General features: G+C 72.0%; 20 protein-coding genes. 10 read left to right on the top strand and 10 right to left on the bottom strand.

The genetic code is table 11. From position 1 onward, the window contains the following. Window positions 1–47: 47 nt before the first annotated feature. Window positions 48–1,811: a helix-turn-helix domain-containing protein gene (locus ACFYWX_RS26365; RefSeq protein ID WP_389426573.1), complete on the bottom strand. Its 1,764-nt coding sequence runs from the start codon at window positions 1,809–1,811 to the stop codon at window positions 48–50. Between the two features lie 226 nt (window positions 1,812–2,037). Here ACFYWX_RS26365 and ACFYWX_RS26360 point away from each other — a divergent pair, with 226 nt between their 5' ends. Genes ACFYWX_RS26360 through ACFYWX_RS26345 form a run of 4 tightly spaced genes read left to right on the top strand, consistent with a single transcriptional unit; the run spans window position 2,038 to window position 6,687 of the window. After that, window positions 2,038–3,795: an FAD-dependent oxidoreductase gene (locus tag ACFYWX_RS26360; protein WP_389426572.1), complete on the top strand. Its 1,758-nt coding sequence runs from the start codon at window positions 2,038–2,040 to the stop codon at window positions 3,793–3,795. A 17-nt stretch (window positions 3,796–3,812) separates the two neighbouring features. Beyond that, window positions 3,813–4,682 (top strand): intradiol ring-cleavage dioxygenase, encoded by an 870-nt coding sequence (locus tag ACFYWX_RS26355; protein ID WP_389426571.1) that lies wholly within the window; start codon window positions 3,813–3,815, stop codon window positions 4,680–4,682. Continuing rightward, window positions 4,682–5,770: a maleylacetate reductase gene (locus ACFYWX_RS26350; RefSeq protein ID WP_389426570.1), complete on the top strand. Its 1,089-nt coding sequence runs from the start codon at window positions 4,682–4,684 to the stop codon at window positions 5,768–5,770. Before ACFYWX_RS26355 ends, ACFYWX_RS26350 begins: the two co-directional genes overlap by 1 nt. Window positions 5,771–5,775: 5 nt before the next feature. Then, entirely contained in the window at window positions 5,776–6,687 is a 912-nt protein-coding gene (locus ACFYWX_RS26345; RefSeq protein ID WP_389426569.1) for a YceI family protein, read from the top strand. A gap of 17 nt (window positions 6,688–6,704) precedes the next feature. Here ACFYWX_RS26345 and ACFYWX_RS26340 read toward each other — a convergent pair whose 3' ends face one another. Both ACFYWX_RS26340 and ACFYWX_RS26335 read right to left on the bottom strand, forming a co-directional pair. Further along, window positions 6,705–7,478, bottom strand: coding sequence for an enoyl-CoA hydratase (locus ACFYWX_RS26340; protein ID WP_389426568.1), 774 nt, complete (start codon window positions 7,476–7,478; stop codon window positions 6,705–6,707). Between the two features lie 63 nt (window positions 7,479–7,541). Beyond that, window positions 7,542–7,943 carry a DUF6281 family protein gene (locus ACFYWX_RS26335; protein WP_389426567.1) on the bottom strand — a complete coding sequence of 134 codons (402 nt, stop codon included), beginning with the start codon at window positions 7,941–7,943 and terminating at the stop codon, window positions 7,542–7,544. A 142-nt stretch (window positions 7,944–8,085) separates the two neighbouring features. Here ACFYWX_RS26335 and ACFYWX_RS26330 point away from each other — a divergent pair, with 142 nt between their 5' ends. The 3 genes from ACFYWX_RS26330 to ACFYWX_RS26320 all read left to right on the top strand — a co-directional run bounded on the left by ACFYWX_RS26330 (window position 8,086) and on the right by ACFYWX_RS26320 (window position 11,026). Further along, the gene (locus tag ACFYWX_RS26330) at window positions 8,086–8,988 is read left to right on the top strand and encodes a hypothetical protein (protein WP_389426566.1); all 903 of its coding nucleotides are present in this window, start codon (window positions 8,086–8,088) and stop codon (window positions 8,986–8,988) included. Between the two features lie 105 nt (window positions 8,989–9,093). Continuing rightward, on the top strand, window positions 9,094–10,080 hold the full coding sequence (locus ACFYWX_RS26325; protein WP_389426565.1) for an aldo/keto reductase: 987 nt from the start codon (window positions 9,094–9,096) through the stop codon (window positions 10,078–10,080). 124 nt (window positions 10,081–10,204) lie between these two features. Continuing rightward, on the top strand, window positions 10,205–11,026 hold the full coding sequence (locus tag ACFYWX_RS26320) for a DUF427 domain-containing protein (RefSeq protein WP_389426564.1): 822 nt from the start codon (window positions 10,205–10,207) through the stop codon (window positions 11,024–11,026). A 3-nt stretch (window positions 11,027–11,029) separates the two neighbouring features. On the opposite strand, the gene ACFYWX_RS26315 is transcribed toward ACFYWX_RS26320, so the two are convergent. From ACFYWX_RS26315 to ACFYWX_RS26285, 7 genes are all read right to left on the bottom strand, one after another. Continuing rightward, window positions 11,030–11,743 carry a TetR/AcrR family transcriptional regulator gene (locus ACFYWX_RS26315; protein WP_389426563.1) on the bottom strand — a complete coding sequence of 238 codons (714 nt, stop codon included), beginning with the start codon at window positions 11,741–11,743 and terminating at the stop codon, window positions 11,030–11,032. 91 nt (window positions 11,744–11,834) lie between these two features. After that, window positions 11,835–12,569, bottom strand: a complete 735-nt coding sequence (locus ACFYWX_RS26310; protein ID WP_389426562.1) for a class I SAM-dependent methyltransferase — start codon at window positions 12,567–12,569, stop codon at window positions 11,835–11,837. Between the two features lie 9 nt (window positions 12,570–12,578). Then, complete coding sequence (locus ACFYWX_RS26305) at window positions 12,579–17,003, bottom strand: aminotransferase class I/II-fold pyridoxal phosphate-dependent enzyme (RefSeq protein ID WP_389426748.1); 4,425 nt, start codon at window positions 17,001–17,003, stop codon at window positions 12,579–12,581. A 129-nt stretch (window positions 17,004–17,132) separates the two neighbouring features. Further along, window positions 17,133–18,215 carry a UDP-glucose 4-epimerase GalE gene (gene galE / locus ACFYWX_RS26300; protein WP_389426561.1) on the bottom strand — a complete coding sequence of 361 codons (1,083 nt, stop codon included), beginning with the start codon at window positions 18,213–18,215 and terminating at the stop codon, window positions 17,133–17,135. Between the two features lie 99 nt (window positions 18,216–18,314). Then, window positions 18,315–19,100: a GntR family transcriptional regulator gene (locus tag ACFYWX_RS26295; protein WP_389426560.1), complete on the bottom strand. Its 786-nt coding sequence runs from the start codon at window positions 19,098–19,100 to the stop codon at window positions 18,315–18,317. Between the two features lie 35 nt (window positions 19,101–19,135). Then, complete coding sequence (gene iolD / locus ACFYWX_RS26290) at window positions 19,136–21,016, bottom strand: 3D-(3,5/4)-trihydroxycyclohexane-1,2-dione acylhydrolase (decyclizing) (protein WP_389426559.1); 1,881 nt, start codon at window positions 21,014–21,016, stop codon at window positions 19,136–19,138. A gap of 42 nt (window positions 21,017–21,058) precedes the next feature. Continuing rightward, on the bottom strand, window positions 21,059–21,838 hold the full coding sequence (locus ACFYWX_RS26285; protein ID WP_389426558.1) for a PfkB family carbohydrate kinase: 780 nt from the start codon (window positions 21,836–21,838) through the stop codon (window positions 21,059–21,061). A 265-nt stretch (window positions 21,839–22,103) separates the two neighbouring features. Here ACFYWX_RS26285 and ACFYWX_RS26280 point away from each other — a divergent pair, with 265 nt between their 5' ends. The 3 genes from ACFYWX_RS26280 to ACFYWX_RS26270 all read left to right on the top strand — a co-directional run. Next, entirely contained in the window at window positions 22,104–23,123 is a 1,020-nt protein-coding gene (locus ACFYWX_RS26280) for a sugar ABC transporter substrate-binding protein (RefSeq protein ID WP_389426557.1), read from the top strand. After that, entirely contained in the window at window positions 23,123–24,199 is a 1,077-nt protein-coding gene (locus ACFYWX_RS26275) for an ABC transporter permease (protein WP_389426556.1), read from the top strand. Before ACFYWX_RS26280 ends, ACFYWX_RS26275 begins: the two co-directional genes overlap by 1 nt. 4 nt (window positions 24,200–24,203) lie before the next feature. Beyond that, on the top strand, window positions 24,204–24,463 hold a 260-nt coding region (locus ACFYWX_RS26270; RefSeq protein ID WP_389426555.1), incomplete at its 3' end, for an ATP-binding cassette domain-containing protein.

Genomic DNA, 24,463 nt, shown 5'->3' with positions numbered 1-24,463 from the left:
AGCGCAAGCATGAGCATGCCACCGAGAGCGTGACTCGGCCAGGGCGTTCACGCGTCCCGGTAGCCCCGCAGTTTCCGGTAAAGAGTGGCGCGGGCGATGCCCAGGGCCGCCGCTGTGTGGGTCTTGTTGCCGCCGTGGCGGCTGAGGGCCTCCAGGATGGCGGCCCGTTCGGCGTGTTCCATGGGGCTGAGATGCCGGCTCGCGGGTCCCTGGCGCACCGGGTCCGGGAGTTCGGCGCGTCGGACGGGGCCCGTGGTGCGTCGGTGTTCGGCCAACGCGCGTACGAGGTGGGCGAGTTCGGTGATGTTGCCGGGCCACGGGTGCTGTTCCAGTGCGCGCAGCGCGTCCAGGGTCCAGGTGAGCGGGGGCCGTCCCGGGGCGGGTCTGGGAGTCAGGGCGGTGAGCAACTCCCTGATGTCCTCGGGGCGTTCGCGCAGTGCGGGGAGGGTGACGGAGCGGGCGGCCAGGGTGTCCAGGAGCCGTTGGAGGCAGGGGCCCACCGGTGTGCCGGGGGTGTAGGTGAGCAGCAGGGGGGCGCCCGGGTGCGTTTCCAGCAGCGAGTTGAGGGTTGCCACGTCGGGCTGGGTGAGGCGTTCGGCGTGGCGGATGAGGAGTGCTTGGCCGGCCGTCACCGCGCTGGTCGCCGCGTGGAGCTCACCTTCCGCGGCGTCCACGGTCAGCGGATCCGTGACCAGTTCCCGGGCCAGCGACGTCTTCCCCGTGCCGCGCTCGCCGACGAGCAGCAGCGGTTCGGCGGACCGGGCCAACTCCGTCGCGCGGCCCACCGCGTGCCGCCAGGGCAGCGATCGTCCGGCAAGAGTCAGCGCGTCCTTGCCCGCCACCGCCACCGCCACGGCCGCCGGTCCCAGCGGCTCCAGCGCGGCGACCACTCCGATGACCGAGCCGAGGTGCGTGACGGGTGTGACCGTCGCCGTACACCCCGCGCCGTCCGGGAGCCGGACGCGGTACGAGGCCGAAGGCGTCGTGTCCCGCGGGAGTGCGGCCGCGCTCCGCTCCAGTGCCGCCAGACCCTCCGGCGACAGCAACCGCCCCGCGGGCTCGCTGACCAGCCGGTTGCGTCCGTCGACGGCGACGACCGCTCGGCCCTGGTCCCGCAGAGCCCGTAGGTAGGCGTCCAGCAGCACCCGTTCCGCCGCATGGGACCGCGCGAGGAGTTCCGCCTCGACGGCGCTCGCCGCGGCCTCGGCGAGCGAGGCCCCTGGATGCGGACGGTACTCGGGGCAGAGCCCCGAGACCACCGTCACCGTGCCCAGCGTCTGCCCGGTCTCCGGCGCCGGCACCGGCACGCTGACCGCGGAAACGTCCTGCCACAGGTCGAGGAAGTGCTCGGGGCCGTGCACCTCGGCGCGGCGGCGGGTGTGCAGCGCGAGGGCCGCGCTGTTGTGGCCGACCAACCGCTCGGAGAGGTCGCGGCGGTAGGGGACGGCGTCCGGCGCGTACCCGGCCGCCCACAGCACCCGCAGCCGCTCGTCGGTGAGGACCAGCGCCGTCCGCTCGCTGCCGAGAGCCGGAGCGATCCGTTCGAGCACGGGACGGCCCGCGGCCAACAGGGCGGAGTCGACCGGTCGTACCGAGGGCTCCGCAGCGCCCGGCGAGTCCGGAGCGTCGTGCCGTACGCCGAAGAACCGGGCGCGCTTCCATGCCGCGACGACGTCGTCCGGTACGTCGTCCGGCAGTTGACGCCCCAGCAGGAACAGCTCGCGGGCCCTGCGCAGCGAGGCGAACGCGGGGCGGGCGGAGGGGGGCCGTGCGGTGCGTTGTTCTGTGGCGGTTTGCTCTGTGGTGGTCACGACGGCACTCACCGTACCGGGCGAGGTTGAACCGGCAACCACCAGCCCCGCCCCACGCGATGTGCCCGGGGCTTGAACCAACGCACCCGCCGGTCCGTAATCAGGGAAGACGTGCACTGTGCCACCGTCTCGCAGCCACTGTCTCGTATTGAGACACCCACGCTCCCGTACCCCCCTCCATGATCTTGGACGGTCGGTGCCTGTTCTCATTCCCTGGAGCGTTCCCGTGCACACCGTCGAGCCCGATGTCGTGACCGACGTACTGATCGTCGGCAGTGGCCCCGCGGGCGCCGCCGCCGCGCTCGCCCTGAGCACCTACGGCGTACCGAACATCGTGGTCACCCGCTACGCGAGCCTCGCCGACACGCCCCGGGCGCACATCACCAACCAGCGCACCATGGAGGTGCTGCGCGACCTCGGCGTCGAGGACGAGGTCGTCGCGAAGGCCACACCGCAGCACCTGATGGGCGACACGACCTTCTGCACCAGCCTCGCCGGCGAGGAACTGGGACGCGTCCGGTCCTGGGGCAACGAACCCCTCGTACAGGCAGCGCACGAACTCGCCAGCCCCACCCGCATGTGCGACATGCCCCAGCACCTCATGGAGCCCGTGCTCGTCGACGCGGCGGTCGCGCGCGGCACGAACCTGCGCTTCAGCACGGTCTACAAGTCCTTCGTCCAGGACGACGAGGGCGTCACGGTCACCGTCGAGGACCGGCTGCGCGGCGACACGTACACCATCCGCGCCAAGTACCTCATCGGCGCCGACGGCGGCCGCTCGCAGGTCGCCGAGGACGCGGGGCTGCCGATGGGCGGCCAGATGGGCGTGGCCGGCAGCATCAACATCGTGTTCGACGCGGATCTGACGAAGTACACCGCCCATCGGCCGTCCACCCTGTACTGGGTGCTCGCCCCGGGCGCGACCGTCGGCGGCATCGGTGCCGGCCTGGTCCGGTGCGTGCGGCCCTGGAACGAGTGGCTGATCGTCTGGGGGTACGACGTCTCCGCGGGCGCCCCCGACCTGACCACCGAGTACGCCGAGTCCGTCGTCCGCCAGCTGGTCGGCGACGACGAGATCCCGGTGACCATCAAGTCCTCCTCGGCGTGGACCGTCAACGAGATGTACGCGGAGACCTACTCCGACGGCCGTGTCTTCTGCGCCGGTGACGCCACGCACCGCCACCCGCCGTCCAACGGTCTCGGCTCCAACACCTCCATCCAGGACGCCCACAACCTGGCCTGGAAGCTCAAGCTCGTCCTCGACGGCACCGCGTCCCCGAAGCTGCTGGACTCCTACACCGCCGAGCGTGCCCCGGTCGGCAGGCAGATCGTCACCCGCGCCAACAAGTCCATCGGCGAGACCGCCCCCATCTTCGAGGCGCTCGACGGGCTCTCCCCGCAGACGCCCGAGCAGCTGTGGGCCAACATCGCCGCCCGCAAGGACGACACCGAGGCGGCGCAGAAGCAGCGGGCGCGGCTGCGCGAGGCGATCGCGTTCAAGGTGTACGAGTTCAACGCGCACGGCGTCGACCTCAACCAGCGGTACACATCGGACTCGATCGTCCCGGACGACACCGACGACCCCGGCTTCGACCGCGACCCCGAGCTGTACCACCAGCCCACCTCCCGCCCGGGCGCCAAGCTCCCGCACGCCTGGATCACCTCGGGCACGCGCACCCTGTCCACGCTCGACACCGTCGGACGGGGCCGCTTCACCCTGGTGACCGGAATCGGCGGGGCGGACTGGGTACGGGCGGCCGAGGGCCAGGACCTGGAGATCGCCACCGTCGTCATCGGGCCCGGGCAGGAGTACGAGGACCCGTACGGCGACTGGGCGCGGCTCAGCGAGGTGGCCGACGGGGGAGCCCTGCTGGTGAGGCCGGACGGGTACGTCGCCTTCCGGTACGCGACGGCGGCCGCGTCCGGCGCGGACGCCGAACGGTTGCTCACCGAGGCGGTGCGACGCATCCTCGGACATGGCTGACGGGAAGGGTCCCGGACATGACCACCGAATTCACCACCCACATCACCGAGGCGGTCGTCGACAGCCTTCAGGGCACCGCTGACCCCCGGCTGCGCGAGCTGCTCGCCGCCCTCACCCGTCACCTCCACGCCTTCGTACGCGAGACGGAGCCGACCATGGCGGAGTGGGAGAGGGCCGTCGACTTCCTGACGGCGACCGGGCAGACCTGCACGGACACCCGGCAGGAGTTCGTCCTCCTGTCGGACGTGCTCGGCGTCTCGATGCTCGTAGAGACGATCAACAGCGAAGGGCGCGGCGGAGCGACGGAGTCGACGGTGCTCGGCCCCTTCCACATGACCGAGTCCCCGGTCCGCGCACTCGGCGCGGACATCGACCTGGTCGGCGGTGGCGAGCCGTGCGTGATCAGCGGACGCGTGCTGTCCCGGGACGGCACCCCGCTGCCCGGCGCGATTCTCGACGTCTGGCAGGCGAACGCCGAGGGGTACTACGACGTGCAGCAGCCCAAGGTCCAGCCGGCCGGGAACGGGCGGGGGCTGTTCACGGCCGACGCCCAGGGCCGCTTCTGGTTCCGCACGTGCGTGCCGAGCCCGTACCCGATCCCCACGGACGGTCCCGTCGGGGACCTCCTGCGGGCGACCGGCCGGCACCCCTACCGCCCCGCCCACATCCACTTCATCGCCTCGGCCGAAGGCCATGTGCCGGTCACCACGCACATCTTCGTGGCGGGCAGCGACCACCTCGACTCCGACGCGGTGTTCGCGGTCAAGGAGAGCCTCGTCCAGGACTTCGCCGAGACCGACGATCCGTCCCTGGCACGGGAGTTCGGCATCCCGAACCCGTTCCGGCACGCGCGCTTCGACCTCGTGCTGAACTCGGAGGAGCCGTAATGGAGTTCGTCCACGAGTCCCCGCCGATGCGGGTCGTCCTGCGGCCCGGTTCGTCCGTCACCGCCGTTCCGGGCGAGGCCGAACGGCTCGGCCTGCGACGGGTGTTGGTTGTCTGCGGGCCACGCGGCGCGGAGACGGCCCGGGCCGTCGCGGCGGCGCTGGGCGACGCCTGTGCCAGGCTGCACGCCGAGGCCCGCATGCATGTGCCGGTCGAGGTCGCCGACCGGGCCGTCGAGGTGGCGCGCGCCACGGGCGCCGACGGCTGCGTGGCCGTCGGAGGCGGCTCGGCGATCGGCCTCGGCAAGGCGATCGCGCTGCGCACCGGTCTGCCACTGATCGCCGTACCGACGACATACGCGGGCTCGGAGATGACCCCCGTCTGGGGCCTCACCGAGCACGGGGCCAAGCGCACCGGCCGCGACCCGTCGGTCCTGCCGCGCAGCGTCGTCTACGACCCCGAGCTCACCCTGACGCTCCCGGTGGCCCTGTCCGTGACCAGCGGCATCAACGCTCTCGCGCACGCGGCCGAGGCCCTGTACGCGCCGGACGCCTCGCCGCTGGTGTCGCTCACGGCCGAGGAGGGCGTACGGGCCATGGCGGGCGCCCTGCCCGCTCTCGCGGCCGATCCCGGGGACCTGGAAGCCCGGGGCCGGGCCCTCTACGCCGCCTGGCTCTGCGGTGCCGCGCTCGGCGCCACCACCATGGGCCTGCACCACAAGCTGTGCCACGTCCTCGGGGGCACCTTCGGCCTGCCGCACGCCGAGACCCACACGGTCGTCCTGCCGTACGTCCTCGCCCACAACGCGCCCGCCGCGCCCACGGCCCTCACAGCGCTCGGCCGGGCCCTGGACGCCGACGACGCCCCGTACGCCCTGTGGGAGCTGTCCTCTCGCCTCGGGGCGCCCCGCTCCCTGGCCGAACTCGGCCTCAAGGAAGCCGACCTGGCGGTGGCGGCGGGTGAGGTGGCCGGGCAGGCGTACCCCAACCCGCGGAAGGTCACCGCCCAGGGCGTACGGGAGATTCTGCGGGCGGCGTACGAGGGAGACCCGCCACCACCGACGTACCGACCGAACCAGACTGAAAGGTGAACCCCATGCCCCTCGGACTGCTCCGGCGGCGACTCAACCGTGCCTCCAGAGGCGCCGCGGGCCCCACGTTCCCCGTCCCGGCCGGCGCGGGTGTCGTCGTCCGCGAGGTCCTGGACCCCGTGAACCAGCCCATGGGCGCGGCCGACGTGACGGTGACGGAACTGCGCAGCCACCAGATCGCGGCACGCGGGACCACGGACCCGTACGGCTTCTTCACGGTCGTTCTGCCGCCGGGTGCCTACAGCCTGATGATCGCGGCCGAGGGGCTGGAACCGCACCGCGAGACCATCGAGGTCTTCGCGGACACCGGTCCCGCCCCGGAGCGCGTGTGGCTGCAGTCGGCCCGGCAGCTGGCACTCCCGGTCCCCGGAACCTGGCTCTTCGATCCGCCGCACACCGCGATCCGCTTCATCGCCAAGCACGTCGGCATGGCCCATGTGCACGGCCGCTTCGAACGCTTCGAGGGCGGCCTCCAGGTCGCCCAGGACATGTCCCAGTCCCGCGTCCAGGTGCGCATCGACGCGTCGAGCATCACCACGGGCAACAACACCCGGGACACGCACCTGCGTTCCGCCGACTTCCTCGACGTCGACCGCTTCCCGTACATCGAATTCGTCAGCACCCGGTTCGCCTACCGGGGCGGCAGCAAGTGGTCGCTGCTGGGCAGCCTGACCATGCACGGCGTGAGCCGGTCGGTGTCGCTGGACACGACGTACCTGGGCACGGTCAACGGCGGTTACGGCGAGGAGCTGCGCTGCGCGGCCCTGGCCAAGGCGGAGCTGCACCGCGAGGACTACACCCTCAACTGGCGCTCCATGCTGGCGCGCGGCATCGCCGTGGTCGGCCCGACGGTCCAACTGGAGCTGGACGTCCAGGCGATGTACCGCACGCACGACACACCCACACCACCGAAGTAGTGGAGGTGTAGCGGCTTTCAGCGTCGGCCGCGGGCCCGTCGCATCGCCTCCTTGAAGGCCGGCTGGTGCAGCGAGCGCACCTGGCGTTCGAACTCGGTGTCGATCACGCGGGTGACGTCGGGTTCGGCGCCGCTCTCCAGCAGGGTCTGCTTGATCGTGCGCAGCAGGGCCGGGTCGGTGCTGGCCGCTCGTGCGCCGAGTGCGACCGCCTCCTCGACCAGGTCGGTGCCGGGGACGCAGCGCAGGGCCAGCCCGGTGTCGGCCGCCTCCGCTCCCTTCAGGGGCTGGGAGAGCAACAGCATGGCGGCGGCCCGCTGGTGGCCGACCGCGCGGGTGAGCATCCAGGTGTGGCCGCCGCCCGGGTGCAGCCCGAGCCGGGCGAACCGGCAGTCGAACAGGGCCTCTTCGGCGGCCAGCCGGATGTCGCAGGCCAGGGCGAGATTGAAACCCGCCCCGACCGCGGGCCCGTTGACCGCGGCGATCGTCGGCAGTCGGCACGCGGCGACGGCCAGGAACCCCGCGTACACCTCGCGCAGCCGGTGTTCCTCGCCCTCCGCGGCGGCCAGCAGGTTGTCCAGCTCCGCGCCGGCGCAGAAGGCCGGGCCCGCGCCCGTGAGCACGATCGCGCTCACCGCCTCGTCCCGCTCGCAACGCTCGACGGCGTCGACCAGGTCCCGCACCATGCGCGGCGACAGCACGTTGCGGCGCTCCGGGTCGTCCAGGCGGAGCACCGCCACGGTGTCCCGGGTCTCCCGGTGGACGAGCGGCTGGGACGACTGCGGCTCGGGCATGATGTGCCTTCCTCTCGAGTGGCGGCGCCTGACGAGATCATGCCTCGCCGACCGTCCCGGGTGTCAGGGGCCGTCGATCAGTTTCCGCACCTCGGGAGGCAGCGTCCCGCCGGATTCGACGACGAGGAAGTACGTCTCGTCGGGCGTGTCTCCTACGGCGATGGCGACGGACGGGTCGAGGCCCTCGACGGCGTAGGCGGTCGAGGAGGTGACGGAGTCGTCGGAGTCGTCGTTCGTGTCGTGGCAGGGCGGTGACGTGACGGTGCCGAGCTTCTCCCCGATCGTGTAGTCGACGTTGGCCACGTCGCCGTACGTACGGCCCTCGTAGATCCTGAGAAACGCGCAGGATCCGGCGCTCTCGCCGCCGCCGTCCAGCGCGGTGCAGGCGGCGGCGGACGCCATGGCTGATGCGGCGAGCAGCATCAGCGCAGCTCGGTGGCGGCCGACCCGGAACGTGGTCTTCATCGGCTGGTGTCTCCCTCTCCTCGTGATCCGTGCCGACCTACGACGCGGGAGTCGCCGTGTTCGTTCGAACGTCGGGCGGTGTTCGTGCGTCACAGGAGCGGTACGGCACCGAGGCCCTGCCGCGTCAGCTCCTGGGGGACCCATGCGCACGCACACCGCACGCACCGTCCGGTTGATCGCCGCCGTCGCCCTGTTCGCCGCGGGCACCGGGTGCGGAGTAGAGAAGGCCGCCGGAGGCCGCGGGGAAGGCGTGCGGGACATCGAGCAGGACCCGAGGGCTGCGGCCCGCGCCCGCCAGGTCGCCGACGCCTGGGACGGCTCCCAGGCCGCCGAGGCGTGGCACAAGGGCTACTTCCCGATGGGGGACGCGGTCGAGCTGCCCGAGGACGCCTTCCGCAGCCGGGCCGACAAGGAGGCGTACGCGACAGAGAACTTCGTGCTGCGCGGCTCCCTGCCCGCCACCCCGCGCGAGGAGGGGCGAGTGAGGTGGGAGGGCCAAGGCTCGCTGACGCTGCCGCTGATGGGGGCGCGGGAGGCCTACGAGAGTGTGGCCCGCGGGGGCAACGACGGGCCGCACCTCACCGTGACCGGCGCGAAGCTCGGCGAGACGACGGTGGCGACCAGCCGGGGCCCGGCCACCGTCCCGGCCTGGCTGTTCACCCTGGAGGGCTACGACACCCCGCTCAAGCGGGTCGCCCTCGGCCCGTCGAAGCCGCCCCCGCCGCCGATCCGGCCGTTCGCGGAGGTGTCCGACCACCTGCTGTCGCCGCTGCGCGGACTGGTCCGGGCGGCCGGGAGCGGCCGGTCGGTCACGGTCATGGCCGAGCACGGCGCCTGCGACGACGGTCCCGCCGTGGACGTGCTGGAGACGGACGGCAGCGTGGTGCTGTCCGCCTCGGTCGTCGGCACCGACGACGGCCCCTGCACCGCCCAGGCGATCGGCGAGGAGGTGAAGGTGAGGCTGGACCGGCCGCTCGGCGACCGTGTCCTCCTCGACGCCTTCACGGGGCGGCCGGTGCCGTACCGGGAGCGGCCCGGGGCGTGACCGGCTGTTCGTGAACTCGTGGCGCAGGCCCTTGACTTGAAGTGCGCTTCAAGTTGAAGACTCCCGTTCGAGCCGGGAAGTACCGGCCGAAGGGGAGGACCCATCATGAAGTACCGCACCATCGGCACCGATCCGGCGACCCGCCGCGAGGTGAGCGTGCTCGCGCTCGGCGCGATGCTGTTCGGCTCGCAGACGGACGAGAAGACGTCCTTCGCCGTCCTCGACCGCTACGTCGAGACGGGCGGCACCTTCATCGACACGTCCGACAACTACGCGTTCTGGGCGGACGGCAGCCAGGGCGGGCAGAGCGAGGAACTGCTCGGCCGGTGGCGGCGCAGCCGCGGGATCGGCGACGAGATCGTCATCGCCACCAAGCTCGGCGCCCGCCCCCTGGCCCCCGGCACCAGCTACATCGACAACCCCGAGGGACTGTCGGCGAAGGTGATCCGCGAGGCGGCCGAGCGCAGCCGGGAGCGTCTCGGCGTGGAGAAGCTGGACCTGCTGTACGCGCACATCGAGGACCGCACCGTCCCCCTGGAGGAGACCGTCGAGGGCTTCGCCGCACTGGTCGAGGAGGGCACGGTCGGCCTGCTCGGCGTGAGCAACCACGCCGTCTGGCGCGTGGAGCGGGCCCGTGCCCTCGCGGCGGCGGCCGGTCTGCCCCGCTACGAGGTGCTCCAGTACCAGCACAGCCACCTGCGCCCCCGCACCGACATGCCCGACGACCTCTTCCCGGACGGCAGCCTCGGCGGAGCGGGCGCGGAGCTGCTGAGCTATCTGCGCGCCGAACCCGGGCTGACCCTGGTCGCGTACTCGCCGCTGCTCAAGGGCGCGTACTCCGGCCCGGACAAGCCGCTGCCGGCCGACTACGACCACCCGGGCACCCCGGTCCGGCTCGCCGCGCTGCGTGAGGTGGCCCGCGAGACCGGCGCGACGGTCAACCAGGTGGTCCTCGCCTGGCAGCTGGGCGGCGACCTGCCCGTCGTCCCGCTGGCCGGGGCGTCCTCGGTGGCACAGCTGGAGGAGAACCTGGCCGCAGTCGACCTGGAGCTGACGGAGGATCAGCGCGCCCGCCTGGACGCGGCGCACTGAGCCGCCCGGCCTGACCGGGGCCTCACTGGACGCACGGGAGGCGGGGGAGTGGCAGGGTGGAAGGGGACCCCGGGAACACCCCGGGACCCGACGTTCTCCCGTCGTCCCGGAAGGAGCACCGGCCATGACCGCACACCCCGCCGCCCGGCCCCTCCGCACCACCCCGGAGGGCCTCGTGTGGGAGCCCAGCGACCGCTGGGTGCGAGGGCGCAAGGGCGACGTCACCGTCGTCGACAGCAGGCATCCCGTCCTCGTGTGGGAGCCGAGCCTGCCCGTGCCGCAGTACGTCTTCCCGCGCGAGGACGTCCGCACGGACCTGCTGCGCCCGGCGAGGAAGCCCAGGCCCGGCACCCACACCGGCTCCACGGTCTTCTACGACCTCGAGGTCGACGGCGAGACCGTGGAGAACGCGGCCTGGACGTTCCCCGCCGACGACCTGGCCGGCCACATCGCCTTCGAGTGGTTCCGGCGCAAGTCCCTCGACCACTGGTACGAGGAAGAGGAGGAGATCTTCATCCACCCGCGCGACCCGCACAAACGGGTCGACGCCCTGCCGAGCAGCCGGCACGTCCGGGTGGAGATCGACGGCACGGTCGTCGCCGACACCCGCAGCCCCGTGCTGCTCTTCGAGACCTCGCTGCCCACCCGCTACTACATCCCCCGCGAGGACGTCCGCCTCGACCTGCTCGAACCCACCGACCACAGCACCGGCTGCCCGTACAAGGGCACCGCCGCGTACTGGTCCTGGCGCGGTGGGGTGGGCGTCCCGGCGAACGTCGTCTGGAGCTATCCGGACCCGCTGCCCGCCGCCGCCGCCGTCCAGGGGCGGCTCGCGTTCTTCAACGAGGTCGTCGACATCGTCGTGGACGGCGAACGCCAGGAACGCCCGGTCACTCCGTTCAGCGCGATGCTGAAGCCGCGCTCCGGGGAGCCGGACGGCTCCTGACGGCTACGCGAACCGGTCCAGCAGTGCGTCGAGGCCGGCCGCCAGGCCCTCCGGTCCGCCGGGCTCGACGAGGGCGGGGGCGGTCGCCCGCAGTGTGGGCAGTTCCTGTGGGGACAGGCGGTGCAGGCCGAGCCGGAAGGAGGGATCGGTCTCGTCGGGGTTGTCCACCAGGGGGCGCAGCTCCACGGACACATAGCCGAGCAGCCACGCGGTGTACGCGCGGAAGGCGGCGCAGGTGCGGGCCTCGTCGAGGCCGGCCTTCGTCAGCAGCGCGAGCACCCGCTCGTGGTCGCGCAGCACGGCGGGCGGCCGCTGGGCGAGGGGGACGGCGAGCATGCGGGTGGCCAGCAGCGGCACGACCCGGGGGTGGCCGAGGCAGACCTGGTGGGTGGCCCGGGCGATGCGGTGCAGTTCGGTGCGCCACTCGGGTGCCTGGGCGGTCGCACCGTCCTCTCCGTGCGCGAGGCGTTCCTCCAGTTCGAGGTAGAGGGCCTCGACCAGGCCGTCCAGGAGGGCGTCCTTGCTGGAGGCGTACCGGTACAGAGCCATGGCCTCCACGCCGAGCTCCGTGCCCAGGCGGCGCATGCTCAGTGCCGAGAGCCCTTCACGGTCGACCAGTTCCAGGGCGGCGGTCAGGACCCGTTCCCGGTTGAGCCGGCCGTACCGCCCGCGGTCGCTGGCACGCCGTGTGGGGCCGCCCCCCGGATCTTTGGCCATGGGCCCCACCTCCTCACCACTGGCTGTGGACCACCCCGAGATGGGGCAAATCGCCGGTTTGCATCGTAAACATACGCCATCGGTGCAGCTCTCACGGAGACGGTGTTCGCGCTGTCAGGAGCACCATCCCCGTGTCCCCGTAGTCCGGCAGCGTCGGGTCCGCGTCGATCCGCGTCACGTCGAGCTCTGCGGTCAGGGGCGTGAACACCTCCCGCACGGTTTGAGGACCCACCGGGCAGCCCGGCCAGCGCGACACGGGCCCGATGCGGTAGGTCGGCATGTTCTCCATGAACGCGGCGACCAGGTACCCGCCCGGCACCACCGACCGGGCGAAGAGCCGGCAGAACTCCCCGAACTCCGCGAAGTCCTCGGTCGCGCCCTCCGCCACGAAGTGCATCGACGCCAGGCCGTACCGTCCGGGCCGCAGGTCCCGCACGTCGCCCCGCACCACGCGCACCCGCTTCAGGGCCGCCCGCGGGGATGCCGGAAGGCGAGGGTCGAGCCGTCGGCCCAGTGCGTGGAAAGGCCGCCAGCTGCCGTCGGGCCCCTGCGCCAACTGCCGCTCCAGATAGGCGACGTTGGCCGTGCCCGCCTCCACGGCGTCGATACGGCGGCTCACCGGGGCGGCGAGCATCAGCGGGTACAGGTTGGGCCCGGCCCCGAACTCCACGGAGCGTGCCACGCCGTCCGTGGGGAGGGTGCGGTAGAAGGCGCAGTGGTGGGCGATGACGGCCGCGTCGGACGGGTGCAGCTCGCGGTAGTTCTCGCTGAGGTAGTCCTCGACGGGCCAACTGTCCCAGTCGACTTCGTCGTTGCGGGTCGTCATCGGACCGCATCAGCTCCTGTGCCGCAGCGCGAAGCGCTCGTCCAGGCCGCTGAGCGCGTCGCCCAGCCGACCGATGTCCTCGTCGGAGTTGAGCGCCGTGAGCTGGACGCGGAAGCCGACCCGGTCGCGGGGGACCAGCGGGTAGGCCGCGAGCGTGACGTAGATGCCGTGGTCCCACAGGAACGCGGCGACCGCCTCCAGGTCCGCGGCGTCGACGAGTTGGACCTCCACGATCGGCAGCTCCAGGACGCCCGGCGTGTACAGGCCGAGGAAACGCATCCGGTCCAGGACCCGCACGGTCTTGCGGTGCAGGTCGGCCCGGATCGCGTCGCCCCGGCGGTCGTTGACCTCGAGGCCGGCCAGCGTGGTGGCGAGCGAGGCGGTGGGGGAGGGGCCGGAGTAGAGATAGGGCCCCGCGGCGATCTTCAGGTGTTCCTTCAGCGCGGTGGGCAGCGCGAGGAACGCCAGCAGCGACGAGTACGCCTTGGAGAACCCGCCGACCAGCACGATGTCGTCGTAGGACTCGCCGGTGTGCCGGACCACGCCGTTGCCGCGCGAGCCGTACGGGCACGGCTCGTCGGCCGACCGCTCACCGATGACGCCGAAGCCGTGCGTGTCGTCGACGTACAGCGTCGCGCCCCGCCGCCGGCAGATGCCGGCCAGCGTCGGCAGGTCGGGCACGTTCCCGGTCATGCTGTCGACGCCGTCCAGGCACACCAGCAGCGGCCCGCCCGACGGCACGTCCCGCAGCAACGCGTCGAGCCGGTCGGGCCGGTCGGAGTGGAACCGGTGCAGCGTCGCGCCCTGGCCGCGGGCCGCGACACAGCCGTCGTACACCGTCCGGTGCGCCGTGGCCTCGACGAAGACGTTCCCCCGGTCGGCGAGGACGGGGATCACCGAGTGGTGGATGAGGGTGGCGGTGGGCAGCAGCAGCGTGTCCTCGGCCCCGAGCAGGGCCGTCAGCCGCTCCTCGATGTCGGCGTAGAGCCGCGGGCTGCCCAGCAGCCGCGACCAGCTCGGATGCGTCCCCCACCGGCGTACGGCGGGCTCGATCGCGTCCATGATCTCGGGGTCGCAGTCGAAGCCCAGGTAGTTGCAGGAGGCGAAGTCGATCAGCCACTGGTCCCCGCAGCGGATGTGCCGGCCGTGCACCTCGTCCAGGACGGCGTCGCTCATGGGACTGGACCGCTTCAGGTGCTCCAGGTCGGACCAGCGCAGATCGCGCCGGACCTCCGGAAGCCCGGCGACGGGCCCGGTGACGGGCGCGGGCACGGCGGTCCGTGCCGTCGTCGGGGCTTTGGCGCTCCTGGCGGCCGGCGGGCCCGCGGCCGGCGGAGGCCTGACGGCGGGGGTGCCGGCCGCCGGCCTGCGTTCGCGCTGCCGCAGCACCGCCTCGCCCTGCTCCATCGTCATCGGCCGCGCGAACAGGTATCCCTGCCCGAACCGGCAGCCGACGGAGTTGAGCAGGTCGCGCTGCGCCCGCTCCTCGACGCCCTCGGCGATCACCTGGAGCCCGAGGGTGTCCGCGAGACGGACGATGCCCTTCACCAGCGCGACCTGGCGGCTGTCCCCGGGGATGTCGTCGATGTACGTCTTGTCGATCTTGAGTACGTCGACCGGGAACTCCCGCAGATAGCGCAGCGAGGAGAACCCGGTACCGAAGTCGTCCACCGCGATGCGCACCCCGAGGTCCTTCATCGCCCGGACGACGGTGTCGAGCCGCTCGTCCCTGCGCATCATCACCGACTCGGTCAGCTCCAGCTGCAGCGAGCCCGGCACCAGGCCCGGGGTGTCCAGGGCCCGGCCCACCTCGTTCAGGAAGCCCTCGTCCTCCCACTGGCGGCCGGAGACGTTGACGCTGATGTACGGCGGTGCCGAGCGCGGGGCCCGGTGCTGCAGCCGGGCCATGTCGGCCGTGGCGGTGCGCAGCACCCAGGAGCCCAACGGGTTGATGTGGCCCGTCTCCTCGGCGAGGGGGATGAACTGCTCCGGCGGGATCAGCCCGTGCCTGCCGTGCGGCCACCGCACCAGCGCCTCGAAGCCCACGACGTCACCCGCGGCGATGTCCACGACCGGCTGATAGCGCAGCGCGAACTCCCCGCGGGCGAGCGCCTCGTCCAGCCGCGCCTGGAGGTGGTGCCGCTCCGCCATGCGCACCCGCAGCTGGGGCTGGAACCGGCGCCACTGCCGCTTGCCGGCGGCCTTGGCCGCGTACAGGGCCAGGTCGGCGAGGGCGAGCAGCTCCTCGGCGTCCGTGGTGTCCAGGGCGCTGGCCACGCCCACGCTGGCGGACACGCCGACCGGCCCCTCGGACAGCTGGAACGGCCGGCCGAGGGCCTGGATCACCTGGGCGGCCAGCAGTTCGGCGTCGAGGGGCTGCTTGGCGTCCTCCATCAGCACCGCGAACTCGTCGCCGCCCAGGCGTGCCGCGGTGTCGGTGCGGCGCAGCGTCTGCGACAGACGCTCGCCGACCGCCCGCAGCAACCGGTCGCCCACCGAGTGCCCCATCGTGTCGTTGACGACCTTGAAGTCGTCCAGGTCGATGAAGAGCAGGCACGTCAGTGTCGACTCACGGTGGCCGCGCAGCATGGCGCGTCCGGTGCGCTCCAGCAGCAGGGTGCGGTTGGGCAGGCCGGTCAGCGGGTCGTGGAAGGCCCGCTGGGTGAGTTCGTGCTCCAGCTGCCGCTGCTCGGTCACGTCCCGCAGGGTGATGACCAGCCCGGCGATGGTCTCGTCGTGCCGCAGGTCCCGGCAGCGCACCTCCACCTCGATACGGCCGCCGTCCCGCGTCACCCACCAGTGGTCGTGGGCCTCCTCGCGCCCCTCGGCGCCGCCCAGCGCCGCCACGGTGCGCTCGACGCGCTCGCGGTCCCGGGCGTCGACCAGGTCGCGCAGCGGTGTGCCGGCCAGCGCGGAGTTGCCGAACACGGCCTGTGCGGAGGGGCTGGCGTAGCGGACGGTCGTGTCGTCGTTGACGATGAGGATGACGTCCGAGGCGTTGCGCACCAGAGTGCGGAAGTAGGCGTCACTCTCCTTGCGGACGATCTCCCGCCGCAGGGCGATGCGTTCCGCCGCGAGGGCCGCCTGCGAGGCGAGGATCTCCAGCGAGCCGCGTGTCTCGGAGAGCTGGCGCTCCTGTCCGGCGGCCAGCAGGACACCCGGGAGTTCACCGGCCGCCTGGCGCTCGGGGTGGACCATGGGGCACACCAGCGCGTTCGGCAGATCGCCGAGGGCGCCCGCGATGTCCGGCCCGAGCCGCTCGACGGGGACGAGGAGCGTGCCGGGCAGGGCCCCCCTCGGACGGCCGTCCTGGCCGCTCCTGGGGTAGCGGCCAAGCGCCCGGTACAGCTCCTGGGCCTGCTCGGCGGAGAGGATCAGGGTCCGGTGCGGGCCGTCGGCGCCGAGCAGGGTGGCGACCGCGGTGTCGCAGGACTGCCCGATCTCCCCCGGCTCCATCGCGGCCACCATCGAGGTGGTCGCCGTAAGCAGGGCGTGTTCCCGCGACACCGCCTTGCGGTGGGCCACGACCATGCCCGCGAGGCGCAGGATCACCAGCAGGAACAGCACGCTGGAGAAGGCGGCCAGCACCATGGCGTCGTGCACGGTGCCCGCCCGCTCCTCGAAGAGCAGGATGGCGGGCGCGACCAGCGTGGCCGCGGCGAGCAGCGCCAGTCGGCGCCGCTGCGGCAGGAGGGACTGCGGCAGCGGCTCCGGATCGGTCAGTTCGGCCATGGAGGGGTGCAGCGCTGCCAGCCCCCAGGCCGTGTAGAAGACGATCCAGCCGGCGTCCAGCAGCGTGCCGGCCTGCCATGTCCCCTGCAACTGCAGGATGCCGTAGGCGATGTCGAAGCCGAGCAGGGTCACCGTGCCCAGGACCAGCAACTGCACGGCGCGGTTGCGGCCGTGGACCGGGCTGGGGGCCAGCAGCCGGACCAGCATCGCGAGGACCAGCACGTCGCCCAGCGGATAGGCGATGCTGATCGCGCGCTGCTGCCAGGTCAGGCCCTCCAGGGTGGTCAGCGGCTGCACCAGGTAGACCCAGACCGGCAGGGCCAGCCCGGCGGTGATGATCAGGGCGTCCAGCAGGCTGGGCAGGTCGCGGTCGGTCCAGCGGTAGCGGACCAGGCCGAACAGGCCCGCGGCGAAGAGCGGGTAGACGAGGAGATAGCAGGCGTCCGACGGCGAGGGAAACGGGTTGGACGCCTGGAAGTACTGCTCCTGCACGTTGTAGTACGTGTCGCCCGCGGAGAAGGCCAGCAGACCCGCGGCGAGCACCAGCCAGGGCCATCGACGGGACGGCCGGTGCACGTACACACCGGTGAACACGGCCGCGGCGCCCGCCAGTCCGATGACGGCCCACAGGGGCGCGAGCATGGCGGGAACGGTCATGTAGACACAGGTGACGGCGAAGGCCAGCGTCAGGTATGCGGCCATCAGCCGGTTGTGCAGCAGCACTGGCAAGCGCCTCCCCGATCCGGGGACACCGGGCAGCCGCGAACGGCGCGTCAACCTTGGGCTTCCTGTCACTGATCGTAGGCACGCCCGGCGCGGGGTCGCATCTTGTCATCGGTTCGGCAGTCCCCCGTTCGCCCTCCTGTCCGTGTTCGGGCGCCGCGCGGAGCCCTCGTAGCCGTACGGATTGAGCCGTTGGAAGCGCCAGGCGTCCTGGCACATGTCGTCCAGGTCCCGGGAGGGGTGCCAGCCCCAGTCGCGGGTGACGGCGCTCGCGTCGGCGACGAGGGCGGGAACGTCGCCGGGGCGGCGCGGGGCGATCTCGTACGGAAGGGGCCTGCCGCACGCCCGGGAGAACGCCCGGACGACGTCGAGGACCGAACTTCCTCGCCCCGCGCCGAGGTTGTACACGTGCAGGCCCGGCGCGTCGGCGAGGCGGTCGAGCGCGACGCGGTGCGCCTCCACGGTGTCCATGACGTGGGTGTAGTCCCGGACCGCGGTTCCGTCGGGCGTCGGGTAGTCGTCGCCGAACACCCGCAGCCTCTCCCGGCGGCCGGCCGCCACCTGGGCCAGGTAGGGCATCAGGTTGTCGGGTGTGCCGCGCGGGTCCTCGCCGAGCAGACCGCTGGGGTGGGCGCCGACCGGGTTGAAGTAGCGCAGGCACACCACGCTGTACTCGGGGCGGTGGCGGCAGACGTCCGCGAGGATCCGCTCGCAGGTCCACTTCGAGGTGGCGTAGGGGCTGGTGGGCCGGGTGGGCGCGGTCTCGTCGAGCGGGGCGAGTCCGGCCTCGCCGTAGACCGCGCAGGACGAGGAGAACACCAGCTGGTGCACCCCGTGCGCGTGCATGGTCCGCAGCAGGGCCGTCGTGCCGCCGACGTTGGTGTCGTAGTACTCCACGGGCCTGCGGGTGGAGGCGTCCGCCGACTTCAGGCCGGCGAAGTGCACGACCGCGTCCACGGAGTGGCGGTCGAAGACCGCGGACAGCGCCTGCCGGTCGCGGATGTCCAGCTCGTAGACGGCCCCGACGAAGCGCCCGGCGACCCGCTGGACCCTGGCGAAGACCTGCGGGGCGCTGTTGGAGTAGTCGTCGACCACGATCAACTCGTAACCATGGTCGAGCAGTTCGGCGCACGCGTGACTGCCGATGAAGCCGGCTCCACCGGTGATCAGCACGGTTGACGGTGCGCTCATGGGCCGAGCCCCTCTGGCGACGCCGTACGTTTACGGCGTATATGTACGACTTTGCTCCCGTCGCCTCCCGGAGTCAAGCGGCATCGGCGCCTGCCGGGATCAGGTCCGCACCAGCAGCTGGAAGTCGAACGCGTACCGCGAGGCCCGGTAGATGTGCTGCCCGTACTCGACCGCCCTTCCGGTGTCGTCGTACGCCGTGCGCTGCATGGTGAGCAGCGCCGCGCCCTCCGTCTCGTCGAGGAGGGTGGCCTCCTCGGCGCTCGCGCTGCGGGCGCCGATGGTCTGGCGGGCGCTGTGCAGGCTGATGCCGGCGGAGCGCATCATCTGGTAGAGGCCGGTCGACTCCAGGCGGGCGGTGGGCAGGTCGAGGAGGGTGGCCGGCAGGTAGTTGCACAGGAACGCCACCGGCTGGCCGTGGGTGCGCCGCAGCCGCTCCAGGGCGGTGACCTCGGCGCCCTCCGCGATGCCGAGGGCGGCGGCCACCTCGGCGGTGGCCGACGTGGTCTCGTTGCGCAGCACGTGCGTACTGGGCCCCTGCCCGGCCGCCTCCAGGTCGTCGTAGAGGCTGCTGAGCTCCAGGGGGCGCTTGACCTGGCTGTGCACCACCTGGGTGCCCACTCCGCGGCGGCGGACCAGCAGGCCCTTGTCGACCAGGTTCTGGATCGCCTGGCGGACCGTGGGCCGGGACAGGCCGAGGCGCACCGAGAGGTCGATCTCGTTGCCCAGGAGGTTGCCCGGGGCGAGGGCGCCGTGCTCGATCGCCGACTCCAGCTGCTGGGCGAGCTGGTAGTACAGCGGCACCGGACTGCCCCGGTCCAGGGCGAAGTGCACGGAGTCCAGCGCGGAGCCGGGCACGGCACGGGAGCGGTCGCCTGTCCTCACCACGGGGTCACCTCCTCGGGATCGTCGGGGCGCGGGGTTCACAGGTGCCGGCGGCGGCCGGCGACCTCGCGGTCGTATCTCCCGCGCGCCTCGACGGCGGACGCGCGGGACGCGGTCTCGGCGACGGGTACGTCCCACCAGGCCTCGGCCGGGGGAGCGGCGGACGTCGGGCCGTCGACGTCCGTCTCGACGTACACGCAGGTCGGCCGGTCGGAGGCGCGGGCCGACGCCAGCGCCGCACGCAGTTCGCCCACGGTCTTCGCGCGCAGCACCTCCATGCCGAGGCTGGCCGCGTTGGCGGCGAGGTCGACGGGGAGCGGGGCGCCGGTGAAGGTGCCGTCGGCGGCGCGGTGGCGGTAGGCGGTGCCGAAGCGTTCGCCGCCCACCGTCTCCGACAGACCTCCGATGGAGGCGTAGCCGTGGTTCTGGACCAGGACCAGGTTGATCGGCAGGCCCTCCTGGACGGCGGTGACGATCTCGGTCGGCATCATCAGGTACGTGCCGTCGCCGACCAGCGCCCACACCGGCGTGCCGGGCGCGGCCTGCTGGACGCCGATCGCGGCCGGGATCTCGTAGCCCATGCAGGAGAAGCCGTACTCCAGGTGGTACTGGCGCGGCGAGCGGGCCCGCCACAGTTTGTGCAGGTCGCCGGGGAGCGAGCCGGCCGCGTTGATGATCACGTCGTCGTCGCCGACGACGGCGTCGAGGGCGCCGAGCAGCTGGGTCTGGGTGGGGACGGCGTGCTCGTCGTCGGCGCGGTAGGCGGCCGCCACGACCTGCTCCCAGCGCTCCTTGCCGGCCCGGTACTCGGCCTCGTAGGCCGCCTCGACGCGGTGGCCGTCCAGCTCCGCGGTGAGCGCCGTCAGGCCCGCCCGGGCGTCGCAGACCAGCGTGCGGGCCGCCAGCTTGTGCGCGTCGAAGCCGGTGATGTTGAGATTGAGGAAGCGCACGTCCGGGTGCTGGAAGAGGGTGCCGGAGGCGGTGGTGAAGTCCGAGTAGCGGGTGCCGACGCCGATGACCAGGTCCGCGGCGCGCGCCAGGTCGTCGGCGACCGCGGTACCGGTGTGGCCGATGCCGCCCAGGTCGGCCGGGTGGTCGTGGCGCAGGGCGCCCTTGCCGGCCTGGGTGACGGCGACCGGGACGCCGGTGGCGTCGGCGAACGCCTTCAGCGCCTCCTGGGCCCGGCTGTGGTGGACCCCGCCACCGGCGACGAGCAGCGGGCGTCGGGCGGCGCGGATCGCCCGGACGGCCTCGGCGAGTTCGACCGGCTCCGGGACGGGACGCCGTACGCGCCACACGCGCTCGGCGAAGAACTCCTCCGGCCAGTCGTACGCCTCCGCCTGCACGTCCTGCGGCAGCGCCAGGGTGACGGCACCGGTCTCGGCGGGGTCGGCGAGGACCCGCATGGCCTGGAGGGCGGCCGGGATCAGCGCCTCGGGGCGGTGGACGCGGTCGAAGTAGCGGGAGACCGGGCGCAGGGTGTCGTTGACCGACACGTCGGCCTCCGTCGGGTGCTCCAGCTGCTGCAGCAGCGGGTCGGCGGGGCGCGTCGCGAAGTAGTCGCCGGGCAGGAGCAGCACCGGGAGGCGGTTGATCGTGGCGAGGGCGGCACCGGTGACGAGGTTGGTGGCGCCGGGACCGATGGACGTGGTGACCGCCTGCGCGGACAGGCGGTCCAGGTGACGGGCGTGGCCGACGGCCGCGTGCACCATCGCCTGCTCGTTGCGGCCCTGGTGGTACGGCATCACATCGCCGTACTCGAGGAGCGCCTGGCCGATCCCGGCGACGTTGCCGTGGCCGAAGATGCCCCAGGTCCCGGCGATCAGCCGGTGCCGTTCGCCGTCCCGCTCGGTGTACTGGACGGACAGGAAGCGCACCAGCGCCTGGGCGACGGTCAGACGGAGGGTCGGCCGGCTCATGGGATGCCTCTCGGAGTGGGTGGGTGCAGGGGGTGGGACCGGTCAGCCGCGGGCGAGGAGGCCCTCGACCTCGGACTCGGTGGGCATCGCGGCGGAGCCGGCGGGGCGGGAGGCGACGAGGGCGCCGGCCGCGTTGGCATGCAGCAGGGTCTTCTCCAACTCCCAGCCCGACAGCAGCCCGTGGACGAGACAGCCGCCGAACGCGTCGTCCGCGCCGTGGCCGTCGACCGCCTCGACGCTCACGGGCGGGGCCTGGACCGACGCGCCGTCGCGGTGGACCGCCAGCACACCGCCGGGCCCCTGCCTGACGACGGCCAGTTCGGCTCCCGCGGCCAGCAACTCCTCGGCGCAGGCGCGCGGTTCGCGCGCTCCGGTGGCGATCTCGCACGCGTCGAGGTCACCGACCGCGACGGTCGCGTGCCGCAGTGCCTCCGCGTAGTAGGGGCGGGCCTCCTCGGGATCCGCCCAGAGCAGGGGCCGCCAGTCCAGGTCGAACACGGTCGTGCCCGCTCTGTCGCGTGCCTTGAGGGCGGCCAGGGTGGCGGAGCGGCCGGGCTCCCGGCTCAGACCGGTGCCGGTGATCCACAGGACGCGGGCCGCGCGGATCGCGAAGAAGTCCAGTTCCTGGGTGTCGCCGGCGCACGTGATCACGGCGGTGGTGCGGCCCAGACGGGCGGCGGCGACCGCCACGTTTGTGGCGGAACCGTCGAAGATCTTGTCGGAGGTCGCCACCGGGGTCAGGGGTACGCCAGACTGAGGGCAGAGATCGACTCCGGTGCGCCCCATCGTGATCAGGTCGAAGGAACGGGCTGACTCGGGCATGGGCGACGCTCCTCGTCGAGCTGGGTCTGGGGGCCTGCAAGCCCCCAGGTGTAGGTCGCGAAGGGTGCCGCTGTCAAGACTTTGTACTTACATTCGGACCTGAATGTGAAATGATGTCTTAACAAAGTATTGACAGCGGGCGTGCCAGGGGAGTTGGATCCCGTCCCAGCGCAACAGCCGTGTTCGGGCCATCCGAACACGGCACCGGATCCCAGTGATCACCCTCCCTTCCCTTTCCCCTGGCGCACAGTGAGGTGCAGGAAAGATGGACCGCTCTTCGCACGCCCGCTCCCGCAGACTGGCCCCCGTGGTGGCCGTGGCCGCTGTGGCAGCACTGACCCTCGCAGGCTGTTCCAGCAGCTCCGGCGGCAAGAAGTCCGAGGAGGGAGGCGGCAACGCTTCCGCGGGCAAGGCCACAACGCCCCGGATGACGGTCGCCCTGGTCACCCATCAGTCGCCCGGCGACACCTTCTGGGACATCGTCCGCAAGGGTGCCGAGGCCGCCGCGGCCAAGGACAACGTCAAGCTCGTCTACTCGGCCGACCCGAACGCCGGCAACCAGGCCAACCTGGTCCAGAACGCCATCGACCAGAAGGTCGACGGCATAGCCATCACCCTCGCCAAGCCGGACGCCCTCAACGACGTCGTGAGCAAGGCGAAGGCCGCGAACATACCCGTCGTCGGTCTCAACTCCGGTGTCAGCGACTGGAAGAACCTCGGTCTGATGGAGTTCTTCGGCCAGGACGAGACCGTGGCGGGCGAGGCGCTCGGCAAGCGGCTCAACGAGTCCGGCGCCAAGAAGGCCGTCTGTGTCATCCAGGAGCAGGGCAACATCGGCCTCACCCAGCGCTGCGACGGCGTGAAGAAGACCTTCTCGGGCACCACGGAGACCCTCTACGTCAACGGCACCGACATGCCGTCGGTCAAGTCGACGATCACCGCCAAGCTCAAGCAGGACAGCGCCATCGACTACGTCGTCACCCTCGGCGCCCCGTTCGCGCTGACCGCCACGCAGGCGGTGTCCGAGACGGGCAGCAAGGCCAAGGTCGCCACCTTCGACCTCAACAAGGAACTGACGAGCGCCATCGAGAAGGGCTCCATCCAGTTCGCCGTCGACCAACAGCCCTACCTCCAGGGCTACCTCGCCGTCGACTCCCTCTGGCTCTACAAGAACAACGGCAACTACATGGGCGGCGGCGAGGCGCCGGTGCTGACCGGCCCGGCGTTCGTCGACAAGTCCAACGTCGACGCCGTCGCCGAGTTCGCCGCGAAGGGCACTCGGTGATGAGCATGACCCAGCAGGCTGCGCCGGCGGTGACCCCACCGCCGGCCTCCGGCCCCAAGGGGGCGGACGGGCGGACCAGGCAGCGCCCCCTGGCGCTCCGGCTGCTCGCCCGACCCGAGGTGGGCGTCTTCCTCGGTGCCGTCGCGGTGTACGTCTTCTTCCTCGTCGCTGCGCCGCCGGTGCGCGACGGCAGCTCGATGGCCAACATCCTCTACCAGTCTTCGACCATCGGGATCATGGCCCTTCCGGTGGCGCTGCTGATGATCGGCGGCGAGTTCGACCTGTCGGCCGGCGTCGCGGTCATCACCTCGGCGCTCACCGCGAGCATGCTGAGCTACCAGCTGACGATGAACGTCTGGGTGGGCGTGATCGTCGCGCTGATCGTGTCGCTGGCGATCGGCTTCTTCAACGGCTGGATGGTGGTCAAGACCGGCCTGCCCAGCTTCCTGGTCACCCTGGGCACCTTCCTGATCCTGCAGGGCGTGAACCTCGCGGTGACCAAGCTGGTCACCACCAACGTGGCCACGGACGACATCAGCGACATGGACGGCTTCGGCCAGGCCAAGAAGATCTTCGCCTCGACCTTCGAGGTCGGCGGCGTCAACGTGAAGATCACCATCGTGTACTGGCTGGTCTTCGCCGCGATCGCCACCTGGATGCTGCTGCGCACCAAGTACGGCAACTGGATCTTCGCCGTCGGCGGCAACAAGGAGAGCGCGCGGGCCGTCGGTGTCCCCGTGACCTTCACGAAGATCTCCCTGTTCATGCTGGTCGGCTTCGGCGCCTGGTTCGTCGGCATGCACCAGCTCTTCACCTTCAACACCGTGCAGTCCGGCGAAGGCGTCGGCCAGGAGCTGATCTACATCTCCGCGGCCGTCATCGGCGGCTGTCTGCTGACCGGCGGCGCCGGTTCGGCGATCGGTCCGGTCTTCGGCGCGTTCATGTTCGGCATGGTGCAGCAGGGCATCGTCTACGCCGGCTGGAACCCGGACTGGTTCAAGGCCTTCCTCGGCGTGATGCTCCTCGGCGCCGTCCTGATCAATCTGTGGGTCAGCCGCACGGCGACCCGGAGGTGACCCCATGACAACCACCAACGGAACCGGCACCCACGGGGCCATCATCGCGGACACCCCGGCGCAGCAGGACGGAGCGATCGTCGAACTGCGCAACGCGGGCAAGTCCTACGGCAACATCCGCGCCCTGCACAGCGTCGACCTGAGGGTGTATCCCAGCCAGGTGACCTGCGTCCTGGGTGACAACGGTGCGGGCAAGTCGACCCTCATCAAGATCATCTCGGGGTTGCACCAGCACACCGAGGGCGAGTTCCTCGTCGACGGCGA

It is taken from the genome of Streptomyces sp. NPDC002888 (genome assembly GCF_042888465.1).
GTDB lineage: Bacteria > Actinomycetota > Actinomycetes > Streptomycetales > Streptomycetaceae > Streptomyces.
The sequence above is the reverse complement of the archived record's forward strand: the minus strand, read 5'-3'. Positions and strand labels throughout refer to the sequence as shown.

Coding starts and splice junctions, on each gene's coding strand:
- ACFYWX_RS26355 (WP_389426571.1), top strand. CDS start 3,813: ATGACCACCGAATTCACCACCCACATCACCGAGGCGGTCGTCGACAGC.
- ACFYWX_RS26350 (WP_389426570.1), top strand. CDS start 4,682: ATGGAGTTCGTCCACGAGTCCCCGCCGATGCGGGTCGTCCTGCGGCCC.
- ACFYWX_RS26345 (WP_389426569.1), top strand. CDS start 5,776: ATGCCCCTCGGACTGCTCCGGCGGCGACTCAACCGTGCCTCCAGAGGC.
- ACFYWX_RS26340 (WP_389426568.1), bottom strand. CDS start 7,478: ATGCCCGAGCCGCAGTCGTCCCAGCCGCTCGTCCACCGGGAGACCCGG.
- ACFYWX_RS26335 (WP_389426567.1), bottom strand. CDS start 7,943: ATGAAGACCACGTTCCGGGTCGGCCGCCACCGAGCTGCGCTGATGCTG.
- ACFYWX_RS26330 (WP_389426566.1), top strand. CDS start 8,086: ATGCGCACGCACACCGCACGCACCGTCCGGTTGATCGCCGCCGTCGCC.
- ACFYWX_RS26325 (WP_389426565.1), top strand. CDS start 9,094: ATGAAGTACCGCACCATCGGCACCGATCCGGCGACCCGCCGCGAGGTG.
- ACFYWX_RS26320 (WP_389426564.1), top strand. CDS start 10,205: ATGACCGCACACCCCGCCGCCCGGCCCCTCCGCACCACCCCGGAGGGC.
- ACFYWX_RS26315 (WP_389426563.1), bottom strand. CDS start 11,743: ATGGCCAAAGATCCGGGGGGCGGCCCCACACGGCGTGCCAGCGACCGC.
- ACFYWX_RS26310 (WP_389426562.1), bottom strand. CDS start 12,569: ATGACGACCCGCAACGACGAAGTCGACTGGGACAGTTGGCCCGTCGAG.
- ACFYWX_RS26305 (WP_389426748.1), bottom strand. CDS start 17,003: ATGGCCGCATACCTGACGCTGGCCTTCGCCGTCACCTGTGTCTACATG.
- galE (WP_389426561.1), bottom strand. CDS start 18,215: ATGAGCGCACCGTCAACCGTGCTGATCACCGGTGGAGCCGGCTTCATC.
- iolD (WP_389426559.1), bottom strand. CDS start 21,016: ATGAGCCGGCCGACCCTCCGTCTGACCGTCGCCCAGGCGCTGGTGCGC.
- ACFYWX_RS26285 (WP_389426558.1), bottom strand. CDS start 21,838: ATGCCCGAGTCAGCCCGTTCCTTCGACCTGATCACGATGGGGCGCACC.
- ACFYWX_RS26280 (WP_389426557.1), top strand. CDS start 22,104: ATGGACCGCTCTTCGCACGCCCGCTCCCGCAGACTGGCCCCCGTGGTG.
- ACFYWX_RS26275 (WP_389426556.1), top strand. CDS start 23,123: ATGAGCATGACCCAGCAGGCTGCGCCGGCGGTGACCCCACCGCCGGCC.